At 70.7% G+C, this 16,615-nt stretch carries 15 protein-coding genes; 5 read left to right on the forward strand and 10 right to left on the reverse strand.

Annotated features, from left to right (window positions below; genetic code table 11):
• Positions 1-9: 9 nt before the first annotated feature.
• The 3 genes from DMP23_RS22295 to DMP23_RS22305 are packed head-to-tail and all read left to right on the forward strand — an operon-like array spanning position 10 to position 2,885.
• Complete coding sequence (locus DMP23_RS22295; protein ID WP_134732980.1) at positions 10-744, forward strand: SDR family NAD(P)-dependent oxidoreductase; 735 nt, start codon at positions 10-12, stop codon at positions 742-744.
• A 13-nt stretch (positions 745-757) separates the two neighbouring features.
• Complete coding sequence (locus tag DMP23_RS22300) at positions 758-2,380, forward strand: AMP-binding protein (protein ID WP_275294777.1); 1,623 nt, start codon at positions 758-760, stop codon at positions 2,378-2,380.
• Between the two features lie 28 nt (positions 2,381-2,408).
• Positions 2,409-2,885, forward strand: coding sequence for a hypothetical protein (locus tag DMP23_RS22305; RefSeq protein WP_037813741.1), 477 nt, complete (start codon positions 2,409-2,411; stop codon positions 2,883-2,885).
• Positions 2,886-2,887: 2 nt separating this feature from the next.
• On the opposite strand, the gene DMP23_RS22310 is transcribed toward DMP23_RS22305, so the two are convergent.
• Positions 2,888-4,159 (reverse strand): FAD-dependent oxidoreductase, encoded by a 1,272-nt coding sequence (locus tag DMP23_RS22310; RefSeq protein WP_337822393.1) that lies wholly within the window; start codon positions 4,157-4,159, stop codon positions 2,888-2,890.
• A 64-nt stretch (positions 4,160-4,223) separates the two neighbouring features.
• On the opposite strand from DMP23_RS22310, the gene DMP23_RS22315 reads away from it, so the two are divergent.
• Entirely contained in the window at positions 4,224-4,847 is a 624-nt protein-coding gene (locus tag DMP23_RS22315; protein WP_134663043.1) for a TetR/AcrR family transcriptional regulator, read from the forward strand.
• Here the strand turns inward: DMP23_RS22315 and DMP23_RS22320 are convergent.
• The 6 genes from DMP23_RS22320 to DMP23_RS22345 all read right to left on the reverse strand — a co-directional run bounded on the left by DMP23_RS22320 (position 4,844) and on the right by DMP23_RS22345 (position 12,064).
• Complete coding sequence (locus DMP23_RS22320) at positions 4,844-5,086, reverse strand: PUA domain-containing protein (RefSeq protein WP_443111279.1); 243 nt, start codon at positions 5,084-5,086, stop codon at positions 4,844-4,846. The two genes, DMP23_RS22315 and DMP23_RS22320, sit on opposite strands and share 4 nt — an antisense overlap.
• Before the next feature lie 59 nt (positions 5,087-5,145).
• The gene (gene proB, locus DMP23_RS22325; RefSeq protein ID WP_037813746.1) at positions 5,146-6,252 is read right to left on the reverse strand and encodes a glutamate 5-kinase; all 1,107 of its coding nucleotides are present in this window, start codon (positions 6,250-6,252) and stop codon (positions 5,146-5,148) included.
• Complete coding sequence (obgE, locus tag DMP23_RS22330) at positions 6,249-7,772, reverse strand: GTPase ObgE (protein ID WP_037813748.1); 1,524 nt, start codon at positions 7,770-7,772, stop codon at positions 6,249-6,251. Before obgE ends, proB begins: the two co-directional genes overlap by 4 nt.
• A gap of 170 nt (positions 7,773-7,942) precedes the next feature.
• Positions 7,943-8,200: a 50S ribosomal protein L27 gene (gene rpmA, locus DMP23_RS22335; protein WP_009081082.1), complete on the reverse strand. Its 258-nt coding sequence runs from the start codon at positions 8,198-8,200 to the stop codon at positions 7,943-7,945.
• A 46-nt stretch (positions 8,201-8,246) separates the two neighbouring features.
• On the reverse strand, positions 8,247-8,561 hold the full coding sequence (gene rplU / locus DMP23_RS22340) for a 50S ribosomal protein L21 (protein ID WP_037813760.1): 315 nt from the start codon (positions 8,559-8,561) through the stop codon (positions 8,247-8,249).
• 161 nt (positions 8,562-8,722) lie between these two features.
• Entirely contained in the window at positions 8,723-12,064 is a 3,342-nt protein-coding gene (locus DMP23_RS22345) for a translation initiation factor IF-2 N-terminal domain-containing protein (protein WP_337822394.1), read from the reverse strand.
• A 510-nt stretch (positions 12,065-12,574) separates the two neighbouring features.
• Here DMP23_RS22345 and DMP23_RS22350 point away from each other — a divergent pair.
• Positions 12,575-14,005, forward strand: coding sequence for a S8 family serine peptidase (locus tag DMP23_RS22350; protein ID WP_037813765.1), 1,431 nt, complete (start codon positions 12,575-12,577; stop codon positions 14,003-14,005).
• A 21-nt stretch (positions 14,006-14,026) separates the two neighbouring features.
• On the opposite strand, the gene DMP23_RS22355 is transcribed toward DMP23_RS22350, so the two are convergent.
• From DMP23_RS22355 to DMP23_RS22365, 3 genes are read right to left on the reverse strand one after another with little or no spacing between them, the layout of a single operon-like run.
• The gene (locus tag DMP23_RS22355; protein ID WP_337822395.1) at positions 14,027-14,866 is read right to left on the reverse strand and encodes an ABC transporter permease; all 840 of its coding nucleotides are present in this window, start codon (positions 14,864-14,866) and stop codon (positions 14,027-14,029) included.
• Complete coding sequence (locus DMP23_RS22360; RefSeq protein WP_037813768.1) at positions 14,866-15,669, reverse strand: ABC transporter permease; 804 nt, start codon at positions 15,667-15,669, stop codon at positions 14,866-14,868. The genes DMP23_RS22355 and DMP23_RS22360 overlap by 1 nt, the downstream gene beginning before the upstream one ends.
• A complete protein-coding gene (locus DMP23_RS22365; protein ID WP_043837293.1) occupies positions 15,669-16,610 on the reverse strand; it encodes an ABC transporter ATP-binding protein in 942 nt (313 codons plus the stop codon). The genes DMP23_RS22360 and DMP23_RS22365 overlap by 1 nt, the downstream gene beginning before the upstream one ends.
• Positions 16,611-16,615: the final 5 nt, after the last annotated feature.

Here is a 16,615-nt window from a genome sequence, read left to right on the forward strand (position 1 = left end):
GAGAGCACCATGCTCAAGGACAAAGTCGTCATCGTGACCGGCGCGGGCCAGGGCATCGGCCGAGGTATCGCCGAGAAGCTGGCCGCCGAGGGCGCGACCGTCGTGGTTAGCGACATCAACGAGACCACCGCGAAGGAAACCGCGGCCGCGATCGGCGGGATCGGCGTGAAGACCGACGTCACCTCCCCCGAATCCGTCGCCGGCGCGGTCGAGCAGGTTCGCGCGCAGTTCGGCCGGATCGACGTGCTGGTCAACAACGCCGGCTGGGACAAGGCGGGTCCGTTCGTCGAGTCCGACCGCGCCGATTGGGACCGCGTCGTGCAGATCAATCTCTACGGCGTGCTCAACACCTGCCGGGAAGTGCTGCCGGTGATGGTCGAGCAGGGTTTCGGGTCCGTGGTCAACATCGCCTCGGACGCCGGTCGCGTCGGCTCGTCGGGCGAGGCGGTGTACTCGGCGGCGAAGGGCGGCATCATCGCGTTCACGAAGTCGATCGCCCGGGAACTGGCGCGCAGCACGGTCAACGCCAACGTCGTCTGCCCTGGTCCCGCGGACACCGAACTGTTCGCCTCGCTCGGCGGCGACAACCCGAAGCTGCGCGAAGCACTGACGAAAGCCATCCCGTTCCGGCGGCTCGCGCAGCCGTCCGACATCGCGAACGTGGTCGCCTTCCTGGCCTCCGACGAGGCCGCCTACGTCACCGGCCAGACCGTCAGCGTCAGCGGCGGCCTCACCATGAGCTGACCCGGAGCCCGCCATGTTCGCGACGATCCTCGACGACGAGACGATCGAAGCCCACACCCGCGCCGGGTACTGGGCGAACCGCACCATCACCGACTATCTCGACGACGCCGCGGCGGCCGCGCCGGACAAGACCGCGTTCGTCGATTCGCAGCGCAGCGTCACGTTCGGCCAGCTCAAACAGGAGGTCGACCGGTGCGCGCTCGGGCTGCTGGAACTGGGCGTCCGGCCTGGCGACGTCGTGTCCTTCCAGCTGCCGAACCGGATCGAGTGGATCGTCGTGCACTACGCGGCGAGCCGGATCGGCGCGGTCAGCAATCCGCTCATCCCGATCTACCGGGACCGCGAGGTCGGCTTCATGGTGGCGCTCGCGAAGTCGAAAATCCTGGTGGTGCCGCGGGAATTCCGCGGTTTCGACTATCCGGCGATGGCGGAGCGGCTCCGTCCGCGGTGGCCGGACCTGGAGCACGTGCTGGTGGTCGGGTCGTCCTGGGACGAGTTCGCCGCGACCCCTTGGGAAGAGCGGCACGAGCTGCCGTCGTGGCGGCCTGATCCCAACGACGTCACCCTGCTGATCTTCACCTCCGGCACCACCGGCGAGCCCAAGGGCGTGATGCACACGCACAACACGGCCGTCGCCGCGAACAACCCGCTCCCCGACCGGCTCGGCATCACCTCCGACAGCGTCCTGCACATGGCGTCGACGCTCGCGCATCTCACCGGTTTCCTTTACGGCGCGAGGCTCGGCGTGCAGAACGGCGCGACCTGCGTGCTGCAAGACGTGTGGGATGCCGCGCGGTTCGTGGAACTGGTCGCCGAGCACGGCATCACCTACACCTCGGCCGCCACGCCGTTCCTGCACGACCTGCTGTCCGCGCCGAATCTCGCCGACCACGATCTCAGTTCCCTGCAACGGTTCTGCTGCATGGGCGCACCGATCCCCCGCGCGCTCGTACGGCAGGCGCGGCAGAAACTGCCCGGTCTCGTCGTGCTCGGCGGCTGGGGGCAGAGCGAAGACGCGCTGGTCACGCTCGGCATCCCGGGCGATCCGGACGACAAGCTGATCGACACCGACGGTTATCCGTGGCCCGGAATGCGGATCCGGACCGTCGACGCGGACGGGGCCGAACTGCCGCCGGGCGCGGAGGGCCGCCTGCAGGTCGCCGGGCCGTTCCTGTTCGTCGGCTACGCCGAACGGCTCGAACTGGCCCGCGAGAGTTTCACCGGCGAGTGGTTCGACACCGGCGACCTCGCGACCATCGACGCCGACGGCTACCTCCGCATCGCCGGCCGCACCAAGGACGTGATCATCCGCGGCGGCGAGAACATCCCGGTCGCGTATGTGGAGAACGTCCTTTACGAACATCCGGACGTCGAAGCGGTCGCGGTGGTCGCGGTCCCCGATCCGCGGCTTCAGGAACGCGCGTGCGCCTGTCTCGTGCTGAAACCCGGCGCGCACCTGGATCTGGAGAAGCTGCGCGGTTTTCTCGCCGAAAAGGGCGTCGCCAAGCAGTACTGGCCGGAGCGCGTGGAACTGTTTCCGGAACTCCCGCGGACTGCCAGCGGCAAGATCCAGAAGTTCCAGCTCCGGTCGCTGGTGGACAAGCAGAGCGGGACCGGTCCCCGGCCGGGTCAGTAGCTTCGGGCGCGAGAGAGGGGAGGATCTCGTGTCCCGCAACGATCCCGACTACGCCCGTGCCCTCGCGTTGCTGGAGGAAGCACGGTCCCGGCTGCACGGCCCGATCCGCCGCGAACGACGGCGGCTTCGCTGGGAGCGCTGGTGCAGGCGGCCGTACTACCGCTTCGAACCGGACGGCAAGAAGCCGCAGCTCGTGCATCTCGCCGGACTTCGGGTCACTCCGCTGTGGACGATCGCGGGCACCGGGGTTTCCGACGTCGACGTGCGGTATCCGGTGTCCGCCCGCCGCCGGTTCACGATCGGGTGGCGCTGGCTCGTGCGACACGACTACGACGAGTACCGGATACCGATCTCGCTGGTCGCCGACGCGAACGGCCGGGCTGTGCTGATCGCGCCGGGCGGCCGGACGTTCACCGCCGACAAAGCCGGCTGGCAAACCCTGGCCGCCCTTCTGTACACGGAGTACGCCATGCCGCCGGGCGGACGCTGGTATGGCGCGGGCTGAGGTCAGCCGCGCAGTTTCCGTCGCAGCGAGAGGGCTGCTCCCAGCGCGGTCATCGACGCGCGCGTCAACCCGCGGCTGAACCGGCTTTCCGTCACGAACTGCTTAGCGCTGCGGAGCGAACCACGCACTTGCGGGTACGCGTACTTCCGCATCTGCCGCTCGTAGTCGGCGACCGCAGCGGTCACGTCGCCGCCGTGGGAAAGGTTGCGGCACAACACTTGTGCGTCGCGCAGTGCGATGTTCGCGCCGATGCCGCGGAACGGCGTCATGCTGTGCACGGCGTCGCCGAGCAGGGTGACCGGGCCGGTCTCCCAGTCGCGGACCGGCACCGACGTGCGGATCGGCAGCATGCTCACCGTGCCGTCCGGCGAATCCCGCACCAGCCGGCTGAACGCCGGATGCCAGTCGCGGATCCGGTCCAGGATCAGCGAACGGAGGGCGGGAGCGTCCAGTTCGGCGAGATCGGCCGGGAAGCGTTCAGCTTTCGCACCGTAGGACCACATCACGTAGCTGCCGGTGTTGTCGAACAGCACCGGGTCGACGACCGCGGTCTCGTCGTTGACCGAAGCCGCTGGAAACTCGTGCGGCGCGGTGAACATCCCGCAGCCGGGCGGGGGCAACACGAGCGTGGGGGCCGTCGCGAGCTGCCGCGGAAGCTGCGTGCGAGCCGCTTCGGTCAGCGGGAATTTGCCGATGACAGTCCGGATTCCGGTATCCACGCGCTTCGCGTGCGGCAACAGTTGCGCACGGACGCGGGAGCTCGCACCGTCCGCGCCGACGACCAGGTCCGCCTCGGCGGTGGTGCCGTCCGCGAAGTGCAGGCCGACGCCCTTCGAATCAGTCTCGTAGCGCACGAATTCCTTGTCGTACCAGAGGATTCCGTCCAATCCGGACGACAGGACCTGGTGCATCGAAATCCGGCTGACCGAATGGTGCGCGGCGGTCGGGTCAGCGCTGGGTGGAGCGTCGAAGACCGCCAGCTCGCGCATTTTCTCGGTGACGAAGCCGAACGTGCCCTCGCTGACCCCCGTCGTGGCCAGGAACTGGTCCCACGCCGCAGGCGGGAGGCACTCGTGCAACGCGGCGGAACCCATCGGCGCGATGTGCACGCGGTAGCCCTGCAGGCGCTCGGTCCGGGTGCGGCTGCGCTCGTACACCGCCACCTCGACTCCGGCCCGCGACAGGCCGTGCGCGAGGCACAACCCGCCGGTGCCGCCGCCTACCACTGCCACCTTGATCTTTTTCACGGTCATCCCCTCTCGGTCGGTCTCCATAATCATCCTCGTAGATGATTGTGTCAACCTTCAGGATGATTACTGCGTCGGTTAGGCTGCCCAGGTGTCCGAGACCACCCCGCGCCGCGCGCCGCGCCCCGGTGAGCGCCAGCGCGATCCCGAGCGCACGAAGGCGCGCATTTTCGAGGCGGCCAAGGCCGAGTTCGGCAGCAAGGGGTACGCGGCCGCGCGGGTGAGCGACATCGCGCAGCGCGCGGGGGTGAACAAGCAGCTGATCTCGTACTACTTCGGCGGCAAGGAAGGCCTGTACGCGGAGGTGGCGAGCGAACCGTTCGCCGGGTTCTCCGCGATGACCACGCCGGACCGCCCGCTCGCGGACGTGGTCACGGATTTCGCCAGGAGCGGGCTCTCCGACCAGGACCAGGCGCGGTTGTTCCTGCGGGAGAACATGGCCGAGGGCGCCCCGAGCGAGGCGGGGGCGGAGTCGCAACGCGAGTTCCTGCAGGGGCAGCTCAAGTACATGCGGGCACGGCAGGAAGCGGGCGACTTCCCGTCCGATGTGGACCCTCGGACGCTGCTGCTGATGCTGATGGCGGCGGCGAGCGCGCCGACGTCGCTCCCCCGGATCGCCGAGGCGCTTACCGGGGAGGATCCGTCGTCAGAGTCCTTTGTGGAGTATTACGCGGAGCAGCTCGCACGCGTTGCTCGGCATCTCTCGGGGTCTTAGCGGCGCAGCGGCACGAGGTCGTCCGCGTGCACAACCTCCCGGCGATGCTCCACCGGAACCTCATGACTCGACCGGCCGATCAACGCAGGCAACTCCCCCGCATCGAACCCGACCACACCACGCGCCACCGGGACATCCGCCGAATCCACCAGATCGACGACATCACCGGCCTCGAAATCGCCATCCAAACCGGTGATTCCCGCCGCCAGCAGCGACCGGCGGCGCAGGATCGCTCGCACGGCACCGTGGTCGTCCTTCGTACAGAACCAGCCCGCGCAGCTCAGTGCCTCTCGGGGTCTTAGCGGCGCAGCGGCACGAGGTCGTCCGCGTGCACAACCTCCCGGCGATGCTCCACCGGAACCTCATGACTCGACCGGCCGATCAACGCAGGCAACTCCCCCGCATCGAACCCGACCACACCACGCGCCACCGGGACATCCGCCGAATCCACCAGATCGACGACATCTCCAGCCTCGAAATCGCCATCCAAACCGGTGATTCCCGCCGCCAGCAGCGACCGGCGGCGCAAGATCGCTCGCACGGCGCCGTCGTCCAAGCGGAGGCGGCCGGAGGTGTCTGCGGCGTACCCGAGCCAGAAGCGGCGGGCCGACAGGCGGGTGTCGGCGGGCGCGAACGCGGTGCCCACGTTCGCCTCGCGCAGTGCGTCTCCGGCGTCGTCGGCGGCGGCCAGCAGCACCGGGATTCCGGCGCCGGCCGCGGTGCGCGCGGCGGAAAGTTTCGAGACCATGCCGCCGGTGCCGAGGCCCGAGGACGACATGCCGACCGCGATGCCCTCCACATCGGACTCGCCGCGCACCTCGGTGATCTTGCGGGTCGCGCCGTCTCGCGGGTCGCCGTCGTACAGACCGTCCACATCGGACAGCAGGACCAGCGCGTCGGCGCCGACGAGGTGCGCCACGAGGGCAGCGAGCCGGTCGTTGTCGCCGAAGCGGATCTCTTGCGTGGCAACGGTGTCGTTCTCGTTCACGACCGGCACCGCGCCGAGCGCTAGCAGCCGGGAGAACGTGCGCTGCGCGTTGCGGTAATGCGAGCGACGGACGACATCGTCGGAAGTGAGCAGCACCTGGCCGACGGTCAGGGAGAAGCGGCCGAACGATTCCGCGTACGCGTGCGCCAGCGCGAGCTGCCCGACGCTCGCCGCGGCCTGCTGGGTGGCCAGGTCGCGCGGGCGCTTGCCCAGCTTCAACGGCGCGAGCCCGGCGCCGATCGCGCCCGAGGACACGAGGACGATCTGTGCGTCGCGGGCGACGCGGTCCGCGATGGCGTCCACCAGGGCGTCGAGCCGGGCAACGTCGAGTCCGCTGCCCGCGGTCGTCAGTGCCGAGGAACCGACCTTGACGACCAGCCGGCGGGCTTCCGCGATCTCCTGGCGCGTGCCGCTCACCGGTCGCGCTCCGCCTGCTCCTCGTCGTCCCACACGTCGTCCAGTTCGGCATCGATGGACGGGGTGGTCTCCTCTTCGACCAGGTCCTCGTCCTCGCCGGTGCCGTCGCGGCGGATCCGGCGGGCTTCCTTGCGGTCGGACGCGCTGACGCGGTCGGTGCGCTCCAGCCGGACGTCCGTGCCGCGGCCGGACAGATGCACCGCGACGCCCGGGGTGGAGGGCTGCCATTCGAACTGGATGTCGCCGATGGTGACCGGGCTGCCCGGGCGGGCGCCGTTCTTCGCCAGCGCTTCCTCGACGCCGAGCCGGTTGAGCCGGTCCGCCAGGTAGCCGACGGCCTCGTCGTTGGCGAAGTTCGTCTGCCGGATCCACCGCTCCGGGCGCGCACCGCGGACGATGAACCCGCCCTCTTCCTCCGGGTCGCGTTCGACGGTGAACCCGCTGTCGTCGATCGCGAGCGGGTGCAGCACGATCTTCTCCGGCTCCAGCACCGGCTGCGCTTCGCGATAGGTCTCGACGACCTCCGCCAGCGCGAAGGTCAGCTCCTTCAGGCCCTTGCGCGACGCGGTCGAGACCTCGAACACGCGCAGCCCGCGCGCCTCCAGGTCGGGACGCACGAACTCGGCCAGCTCGGCCGCTTCCGGGATGTCGATCTTGTTCAGCACCACCACGCGCGGGCGCTCCTCGAGCTTGCCGCCCAGCCCCGGCGTGTAGCGGGCCAGCTCCTCCTCGAGAGCGTCCACATCGGACAGCGGATCGCGGCCCGGCTCCAGCGTCGCGCAGTCGACCACGTGCACCAGCACGGCGCAGCGTTCGATGTGGCGCAGGAAGTCCAGGCCGAGCCCGCGGCCCTCGGACGCGCCCGGGATCAGGCCCGGCACGTCGGCCATCGTGAAGACCGACGACCCGGCGGTGATGACGCCGAGGTTCGGCACGAGCGTGGTGAACGGGTAGTCGGCGATCTTCGGCTTCGCCGCGGACAGCACGGAAATCAGCGACGACTTGCCCGCTGACGGGAACCCGAGCAGGCCGACGTCGGCGACCGACCGCAGCTCCAGCACGAGGTTCCGGCTCTCGCCGGGCTCGCCGAGCAGCGCGAACCCCGGCGCCTTGCGGGCCTTCGACGCGAGCGCGGCGTTGCCGAGCCCGCCGCGGCCGCCCTGCGCGGCGATGAACCGGGTGCCGGGGCTGGTGAGGTCCGCGACGAGTTCGCCGTCCTCGGTGAACACGACGGTGCCCGGCGGGACCTTCATCTCCAGGCCCTCGCCGGCGGCGCCGTTGCGGTTGCTGCCCATGCCCATTTTGCCGTTGCCGGCGCGGGCGTGCGGGCGGAAGTGGAAGTCGAGGAGGGTGTGCACGTTGGCGTCGACGACGAGGGTGACGTCACCGCCGTTGCCGCCGTTGCCGCCGTCCGGGCCGCCGAGCGGCTTGAACTTTTCGCGGTGCACCGAGGCACAGCCGTTTCCCCCGTCCCCGGCGGTCAGATGGATGACCGCGCGGTCCACGAACCGGGACGCCATGGTTCTGCCTCACTTCACCTAAAAGCCATACGAAACAAAAACGGTGCGGACCACGCTGGGTCTGCCAGCGGCCGCACCGTGGGGGTCCGGGGGCTCGGGCCCCCGGGTGACATGTAACGGGCGACGTGGTCCGCGTATTCCGCGGACACACGTCGCCCGTAAAAAGCTCGTTACGCCTCGACTGGCACGATGTTGACCGTCTTGCGGCCGCGCTTCGAGCCGAACTCGACCGCACCGGCGGCGAGCGCGAACAGCGTATCGTCGCCGCCACGGCCGACGTTCACGCCCGGGTGGAACTTGGTGCCCCGCTGGCGGATCAGGATCTCGCCCGCGTTCACCTCCTGGCCGCCGAAGCGCTTCACGCCCAGTCGCTGGGCGTTCGAATCACGACCGTTGCGGGAGCTGGACGCACCCTTCTTGTGAGCCATCGCTCATGCCCCTTCTTGAAAGCTTCAGTCCCGAAGATCCGAAGAACTACTTGGAGATGCCGGTGACCTCGACGCGGGTCAGCTTCTGCCGGTGACCCTGGCGCTTGTGGTAGCCGGTCTTGTTCTTGAACTTGTGGATCCGGATCTTCGGACCCTTGGTCTGCTCGACGACCTTGCCGATGACCGAGACCTTCGCCAACGCGTCGGCGTCCGTGGTGACCTCGCCACCGTCCACGAACAGCACGGCGGGGAAGGTGTGCTCGGTGCCCGGCTCGCCCTCGAGCTTCTCGACCTCGACGACGTCGCCGACGGCCACCTTGTACTGCTTGCCGCCGGTCTTGACGATCGCGTACGCCGACACGGATGTCTCCTGCATTACTCGACAATGGGTTAGGGGGCTGGCGCGGCCGGCCCGCCCGAAGACGGTCCAGGTGCTCGCGCAGCAACTCATGCTTGCGATGAGCCGTACTACAGGTTACGGGAGGCCCCGGGCGCTGCTGCACCCGGGGTACCCGTGGTGGATCAACTCTGGTCCGAAGCCTTCACCGGCGGCCCCGCCGGGCGCGAAGCGGCGCGGCGCGGACGGCGCCGGGTGCTGCGCACGGCCGGGGCCGGGACGTCGACCTCGGGTTCTTCGCTGGAGTCCGCTTCCGCGGCCTCCTTCGGGGCTTCCGCGTCCGGCGCGGCCTGGCTGGCCGCGGGCTCCGGCTGCTTCGCTTCCGGCTGCTGGACGGGGGCCGGGGCCTCCGTCTTGTCCTCGGCCTTGTCCGGCGCGGCGGCCTGCTCGACCGGCTGCTTGGCCGTCTCCTGGTCCGCCGGCTTCACCGCTTCGGCCTCTGGAGCGTGGTGCTCGTGCTTCGCCTTGGACGCGTTGGCCATGGCCTGCACCGCCGACACCACGGACTCGCGCTGCACCGGAGTCGGGGCCGGGGCGGCCTGCTCCGGCTTGGGCTCGGGGTGCTGCTCCTCGCCCTTGCCGCGGCCGCGGTTGCGCCGCGAGCTCTTGGTGTCGCCGCCGCCGTGGCTGTGGCCGTTGTGCCCGTTGCCGCCGTTGTGGCCGTTCCCGTTGCCGCCGCCGGTGCGCTGCGGTTCGGTGGACACGACGACGCCGCGGCCCTTGCAGTGCTCGCACGGCGTGGAGAACGCCTCGAGCAGCCCGGTGCCGATCTTCTTGCGCGTCATCTGCACGAGGCCGAGCGACGTGACCTCGGCCACCTGGTGGCGCGTGCGGTCCCGGCCGAGGCATTCGGTGAGCCTGCGCAGCACCAGCTCGCGGTTGGACTCGAGCACCATGTCGATGAAGTCGATGACGATGATGCCGCCGATGTCCCGCAGCCGCAGCTGGCGGACGATCTCCTCCGCCGACTCCAGGTTGTTGCGGGTCACCGTCTCCTCGAGGTTGCCGCCCGAGCCGGTGAACTTGCCGGTGTTGACGTCGATGACGGTCATCGCCTCGGTGCGGTCGATGACCAGGTAGCCGCCCGAGGGCAGCCAGACCTTGCGGTCGAGCGCCTTGGTGATCTGCTCGTCGATCCGGTGGTCGGCGAACGCGTCGCCGGTGCCGGTGTAGCGCTTGAGCCGGTCGGCGAGGTCGGGCGCGACGTGCTGGACGTAGTCGTTGATGGTGTCCCAGGACCGGCTGCCCTGGACCTCCAGCTTGACGAAGTCCTCGGTGAAGAGGTCCCGCACGACCTTGACCAGCAGGTCCGGCTCTTCGTAGAGCATGGTCGGCGCGCTGCCCTTCTTGCCGGAAGCGGCCGCCGCCTTGTCCTTGATGACGTCCCACTGCGCCTTGAGCCGGTCGACGTCGCGGCCCAGCTCCTCCTCGCCGATGCCTTCCGACGCGGTGCGGATGATGACGCCCGCGTCCTCCGGGACGATCCGCTTGAGGATGTCCTTGAGCCTGCGCCGCTCGTTCTCCGGCAGCTTGCGGGAGATGCCGGTGGCCCCGCCCGCGGGGACGTAGACGAGGAAGCGGCCGGGCAGCGAGATCTGCGTGGTGAGCCGGGCGCCCTTGTGCCCGACCGGGTCCTTGGTGACCTGCACCAGGACGCTGTCGCCGGCGGAGAGCGCCTGCTCGATCTTGCGCGCCTTGCCTTCCAGCCCGGCCGAGTCCCAGTCGACCTCGCCCGCGTAGAGCACGGCGTTGCGGCCGCGGCCGATGTCGATGAACGCGGCCTCCATGCTGGGCAGCACGTTCTGGACGCGGCCGAGGTAGACGTTGCCGACGATCGAGCCGGTGCCCGACGACGTCAGGAAGTGCTCGACCAGCACCCCGTCCTCGAGCACGGCGATCTGCGTGGAGTCGCCCTTCTCGGCGACGACCATCGTGCGCTCGACCGACTCGCGGCGGGCGAGGAATTCGGCCTCGGACAGGATCGGGGCGCGGCGGCGGCCCGCCTCGCGGCCGTCGCGGCGGCGCTGGCGCTTGGCCTCCAGCCGCGTGGAGCCGCGGACGCTGCGCACCTCGTCGCGCGCCGGGCGCTCGGCCTCGGCGGCCTTGGCCTGGCGGACGTGCGTGACGGTGTTCGGCGGGTCGTCGGTGCCGGTCGTCTCGGCCCCGTCGTCGTCCCCGCCCTTGCGACGGCGGCGACGGCGACGGCGCTTGCTGCCGCCGTCGGACTCGGCGTCGTCGTCGGACTCCGCCTCGGCGTCGCCCGCCTCGTCCGGCTTTTCGGTCTTGTCCTTGGTGTCCTTGGCGTCCTTGCCGCCGTCTTTGGCACCCTTGTCCTGCTGGTCTTCGGTGGTTTCGTCCTCGTTCTCGGACTGGGCCTCGTCGCCGCCCTTGCCCCGGCCGCGGCCGCGACGTCCGCGACGCCGCCGGCGACGGCCGCTCGCGTCGTCGCCGTCCTCGTCGGAACGCTCGTCGCGGGCTTCGCCGGAGGTGTCTTCCTCAGCGGTTTCGGCGGTGCGGTCGGGACGCTCGGCCTGCGCCGGAGCCTCGCCGACGCCGAACAGCGGCTCGGGCTTGCTCCGCGTCTGCTGCGCGGGCTCGGGCGGCAGGAAGACCGGCGAGGGCGCGGCGAAGACCGGCACGTGCACCGGGCCGCGGGCCGGGGTGGCCTGCTCGGTTTCCTGCTGGTCGGCCGGGATCGCGGGCGCGACGGCGCGGCGCGAGCGACGGGTCCGGGTGCGCTTCTCGCCCGACTCCTGAGCGGCTTCCGGTTCGGCGGATTCGGCCGAGAACGGGCGGGCCGACCAGCCGGGGGCGGCGGCGCTGGGCTGCTCGGCGGCTTCCGAGGCGGTGCTCTGCTCAGCGGCGGCTTCCGGCGCGGGGGTTTCCGAGGCGGTGCCCGTCGCGTTCGCGGCAGCTTCCGGCGCGGTGCCCGTCGCCTGCGCGGCGGCGTCCGGGGCGGCGGATTCGCTCGAAGCAGTGCCCTGGTCGGCGGCCGCTTCCGGAGACGCGGTGGCCTGAGCTGCAGCACCCTGGGTGGCTTCCGGGGCCTCGTTCTCCTGCGAAACGCCGCCCTGCTCGGCGGCGTCCGAGGCCGCGGCCGTCTGGGCGGCATCGCCGACCTGGGCTCCCGCGGTCGCCTGGTCGCTGGCCTGCTCGGCGGCGGCCGGGGCGGCGGTCTCCGGGGCAGCGCCGACGGCGGTCTCGGCGGCTTCGCCGGTCTCGCCCGCGGCCTCCGCGTCGAGGATGACCGCGACGCGGTGCGCGACCTCCTTGGTCACGCTCGACTGGGCGCTGCGGGGGCTCTCCCCCAGCTCGGCGAGCTTGCCGAGCAGGTCGCGGCTGCTCAGGCCGAGCAGCTTCGCCAGCGCGTGCACGCGGATGCGCGGCGGCAGCTCGCCCAGCCTGCTGGTCGTGGGTGCGACGGTATTCCCGCCGGTCTGATCGGCGGGTGTGTCCGCGTTCGACATATGTCTCCTCCGCCCCCGGGCGCGTCAGCCGGTTCGCACCGGTGGTGACGCGGCCGCGCAGGGGCCCTTTCTGTTCCGTGCCCGCCGTGGTGGTGACCAGCGGCGGGAATCCTGCTGGCAGCCGTGCGGTCCGCCGGGTCGGCGGCCGCTCGGTTCCTGGTCTGCTCGGCGGGGTGCCGGCCTGCTCGCGACCCCCGGGCCACCCGCCACGACATCGACCTTGACCCGGCCTCCCGGGGGCGACGCGCGTGGTGCCGGTCCGGCACTCCTCCGGGCCGCTCACGACGCGAGCGGGATGCCCGTCGGCGCAGCGGCCAACGCGAGTATCCCACACCCGGGGGGACACCCGGTGTAGTCGGTGTCCCGCGGCAGGCGCCCGGGCGTGCCGCGATCATGCGCCCGGGCGAACTTCCGCGCTTCGCTTGTCGCGCCGGGCCCGGGGTGGTTAGCGTGCGGGCTCGGGCGCTCGCGCGGGCGCCCGGCACAACCCTGCGCGCGGTGGGAGGTCCGGTGTCTGTGCTGGCGCGGCCGCTGCGGGCGGCCGTGTGCTCCTTCCTGGTCCTCGCCGGCTGCGCGGCGGTCTCCCCCGCCGCCGTCGCGAGCCCCGGATGCGCCTCGGGCGGGCGGGCGGTGCGCTACGTCGTCGCGTTCGACCGCGGGACCCCGGAATCTTCCGCCCGCCAGCAGGCGAGCGCGGGCTGCGGGCAGCTCGTCGGCTACTACCCGCAGATTTCCGTGGCGGTCGTCACGTCAGCCGATCGGGCGTTCGCGGACCGTCTCGGCCCGGAACGGGCATTCAGCGCGCAAGCCACCCGGACGGCCGCCGAACAGCCAGGCGCCGCCGCCCAGCCCGCTCGGGCCACACTCCCGCTCAGCGACCCGGCGCGAGTGCCCGCGACAGACCTGTCCGCCCAGCAATGGGACATGAACCTGATCGGCGCTCCGGCCGCGCACCAGGTCACCGAAGGCAGCCGCTCAGTGGTCGTCGGCGTCCTGGACTCCGGTGTCGACCCGAAACACCCCGACCTCGCCGCCGCGATCGACCCGGACGATTCGGCGGGTTGTCTCACTGGCGTCCCGGACCCGAGCCCGGCCGCGTGGCAGCCGACGACCTCCGCGCACGGCACGCACGTCGCGGGCATCATCGCCGCGGCCGACGACCGCAAGGGCATCACCGGCGTCGCGCCGGGCGTCCGGATCGCGTCGGTGAAGGTGATCGACGACCGCGGTTACGCAGATCCCGAGGCGGCGGTCTGCGGGATCATGTGGTCGGCGGCGCGGCATCTGCCGATCGCCAACAGCAGCTGGTTCGTGAACCCGTGGTCGCTGTCCTGCGTGCGCGGCAACGACCGCGGCGTGGTGCACGAGGTGCTGGCGCGAGCCGTGGAGTACGCGACTTCCCAGGGCACGCTGAACGTCGCTGCCGCGACCAACGAGGCGGTCGACCTCACGCCGTCGGGCCGCTCGGGTTCGCCGTCCGCCGCCGGGAAGTGCGAGGCGCTGCCGGCCGGGCTGCGGGACGTGGTGACGGCGTCGGCGATCAGCCCGGACCGGGTGAAGTCGAGCTACAGCTCGTACGGGCTCGGTGTGGTCGATGTCACGGCCCCGGGCGGCGACGACGACCGCTGCGTGGTTTCGACCGTTCCGGGCGGTTACGCACCGATGTGCGGGACGTCGATGGCCGCGCCGCACGTCGCCGGGGTGCTGGCGCTGCTCAAATCGGTGCATCCCACGTGGACGGCCGCCGAGCTGCGCCGTGCGCTGGACTCCCGCGCGACGTCCATGCCGTGCCCGGACGACTACGACCTCACCGGCGACGGCGCCCAGGACGCCTACTGCTCCGGCTACGACGGATACAACGGCTTCTACGGCCACGGCCTCGTCGACGCCCGGACCGCGGTGGCGCCCGCGCAGAACGGACTGCCCAGCCCGGCTCGCTGAGCCGCGTTCAGCGTTCAGTGTTCAGGTAAGCAGCAGTTTCGCGATCCTCCTTGTCGCGCCCCAGATCCCGATCGCGGCGAGCACCAGCAGGTACGCCAGATTGCCGAGCATGCTCCAGGAGAAGATGCCGGTCGCGAGCCCGCGCATCAGCTCGATCCCGTGGTAGAGCGGGAAGCAGCGGACCGCCCACTGCAGCGCCTCCGGGTAGACCGTGATCGGGAAGAACGTGGTGGAGAACAGGAACATCGGCATCAGGACGAGCTGGATGTAGTCGAATTGCGACGTCGACTTCAGGAAGCTGACCAACGTGATGCTGATGGCCGCGAACGCGAACGACACGAGCAGCGCGGCGGGCAGGAGCAGCAGCGCCCACCACGACGTGAGCAGCCCCATGACGCCGGTGACCGCCAGAAACGCGACCGAATACAGGCCGCCGCGCATCATCGCCCACGCGATCTCGCCGAGCGCGACGTCGAGCGGGCCGACCGGGGTCGACAGCATCGCGTCGTACGTCTTGGCGTAGCGCAGTTTGAAGAACAGGTTGTACGTGCACTCGAAGACCGCGCCGTTCATCGCCGACGACGCCAGCAGCGCGGGCGCGACGAACGCGACGTAGCTCATCGGCTGCCCGTCCGGCCCCGGCACGGTGGTGACCAGTTTGCCGAAGCCGACCTGGAACGCGAGCAGGTAGAACAACGGCTCGAGCGCGCCGGACGCGAGCATCGTCCACGACCGTCCGTAGACGGTGAGCGCGCGTTCGATCAACGCGGTGGCGCGGCCGCTGTACATGCCCGCGGGCAAGACTCGAAGCAGAATTCCGCGCCGCTGCGGGAGAATCGGGGCGCTTTGCAGGTCGGTCATCACGCCACCAGCCGTCGGTAGAAGCCGCGGTGCGCGATCGTCCAGCCGATCGCCACCAGTGCTGCCAGATACGCAAGGTGCCCGAGCACCGGGAGCAGCTCCCTCCCGCCGAGCGTGGCGGCTCGGGAAAGCTCGGTGCCGTGCCACAGCGGGGAAATCCAGGCGAGCCAGCGCAGGTACAGCGGCAGCTGAGTGATCGGGAAGAACGTGCCGGAGAACAGGGTCATCGGGATGACGACGAACCGGAAGATCAGCCCGAACCGCTGTCCCTCGTCGAAGGTCCACGCCGCCAGCCCGGCGATCAGCGATCCGCACGCGAGCCCGGTGAGGACGCCGACGAGGACCACCAGCAGCGCCCCCGCGTTGTCCCAGGCGCCGAACAACCACGCGATGAGCGCGTAGACCGTGCCGGAAAGGGCGAGCCGCAGCATGGTCCAGATCTGGTGCCCGCCGAGGACCTGGCCCGGGGACACCGGCGTCGCGGTGACCGCCAGATAGTCCTTCTGCCATTTGAATCCGCTGAGGACCGGATAACTCGATTCGCTGACGCCCTGCTGCGCGGCGCCGGCGACGAGCAGCGCCGGGGCGACGTACACCAGGTACGACACCCCGCCGGTCGCCGGACCGGCCTTGACCTGCGAGCCGAACCCGAGCCCCATCGCGGCGAGGAACAGCACCGGTTGCAGGCCGGTGGAGTAGAGCGTGCTGAGCCAGTGCCTGCGGTACCAGGTCCAGTAGCCCTCGACGCGCAGCCAGGCGCCGTGGAACCGGCCGACGACGCGGCCGGTGGCTGGAATGGTCATCAGTCCACCAACGTCCGGCCGGTGAGGCGGAGGAAGACGTCCTCCAGGGAACTGCGCCGGACGAGGCTCGACAGCGGGCGCAGGCCGCGTTCGTGCGCGCGCTCGAGGGTGGCCTCGCCGGTCATCGTGTAGAGCAGCACCCGGTCCGGGAGGACCTCGACGCGCTCGGCCAGCCCGTCGAGCCGGTCGGCCGCGTCCTGCTGCTCCCCCGGCGCGAACCGGAGCTCGACCACTTCCCGGGTGGAATGCCGCGCGATCAGGTCGGCGGGCGAGCCTTCCGCGGCGATCCGGCCGCCGTCCATGACGACGAGCCGGTCGCACAACTGCTCTGCCTCGTCCATGTAATGGGTAGTGACGATCAACGTGGTGCCGCGGGCCTTGAGCCGGAAAAGCCGGTCCCACAACAGATGCCGTGCCTGCGGATCGAGCCCGGTGGTCGGTTCGTCGAGCAGCAGCAGTTCCGGATCGTTGACCAGCGACCGGGCGATGGTGAGCCGCCGCTTCATGCCGCCGGACAGGGAATCGACCGGTTTCTCGGCACGGTCGGACAGCTGCGCGAACTCCATCAGCTCGACCGCCTTCCGCCGCACGTGGGCGCGGGAAAGGCCGAAATAGCGGCCGTAAACGTGCAGGTTCTGCCGGACGGTGAGCTCCACGTCGAGGTTGTCCTCCTGCGGCACCACGCCCAGGCGCGCGCGGATCCGCGGCCCGTCCGCGTTGGGGTCCATGCCGAGGACGCGCAGATCGCCGTCGCTGCGCGGGGACACGCACGCGATCATCCGCATCGTCGACGACTTCCCCGCGCCGTTGGGCCCGAGGAAGCCGAACGCCTCCCCTCGCCGCACCTCGACGTCGATGCCGCGGACTGCCTCGAATTCTCCGAACCGTTTGACCAGCGCCTTCGCTTGCACGAGGGCTGGTTCCGATGCCGACTCTCCCACGAGGA

The organism is Amycolatopsis sp. A1MSW2902 (assembly GCF_017312175.1).
Taxonomy (GTDB): Bacteria; Actinomycetota; Actinomycetes; order Mycobacteriales; family Pseudonocardiaceae; genus Amycolatopsis; species Amycolatopsis nivea.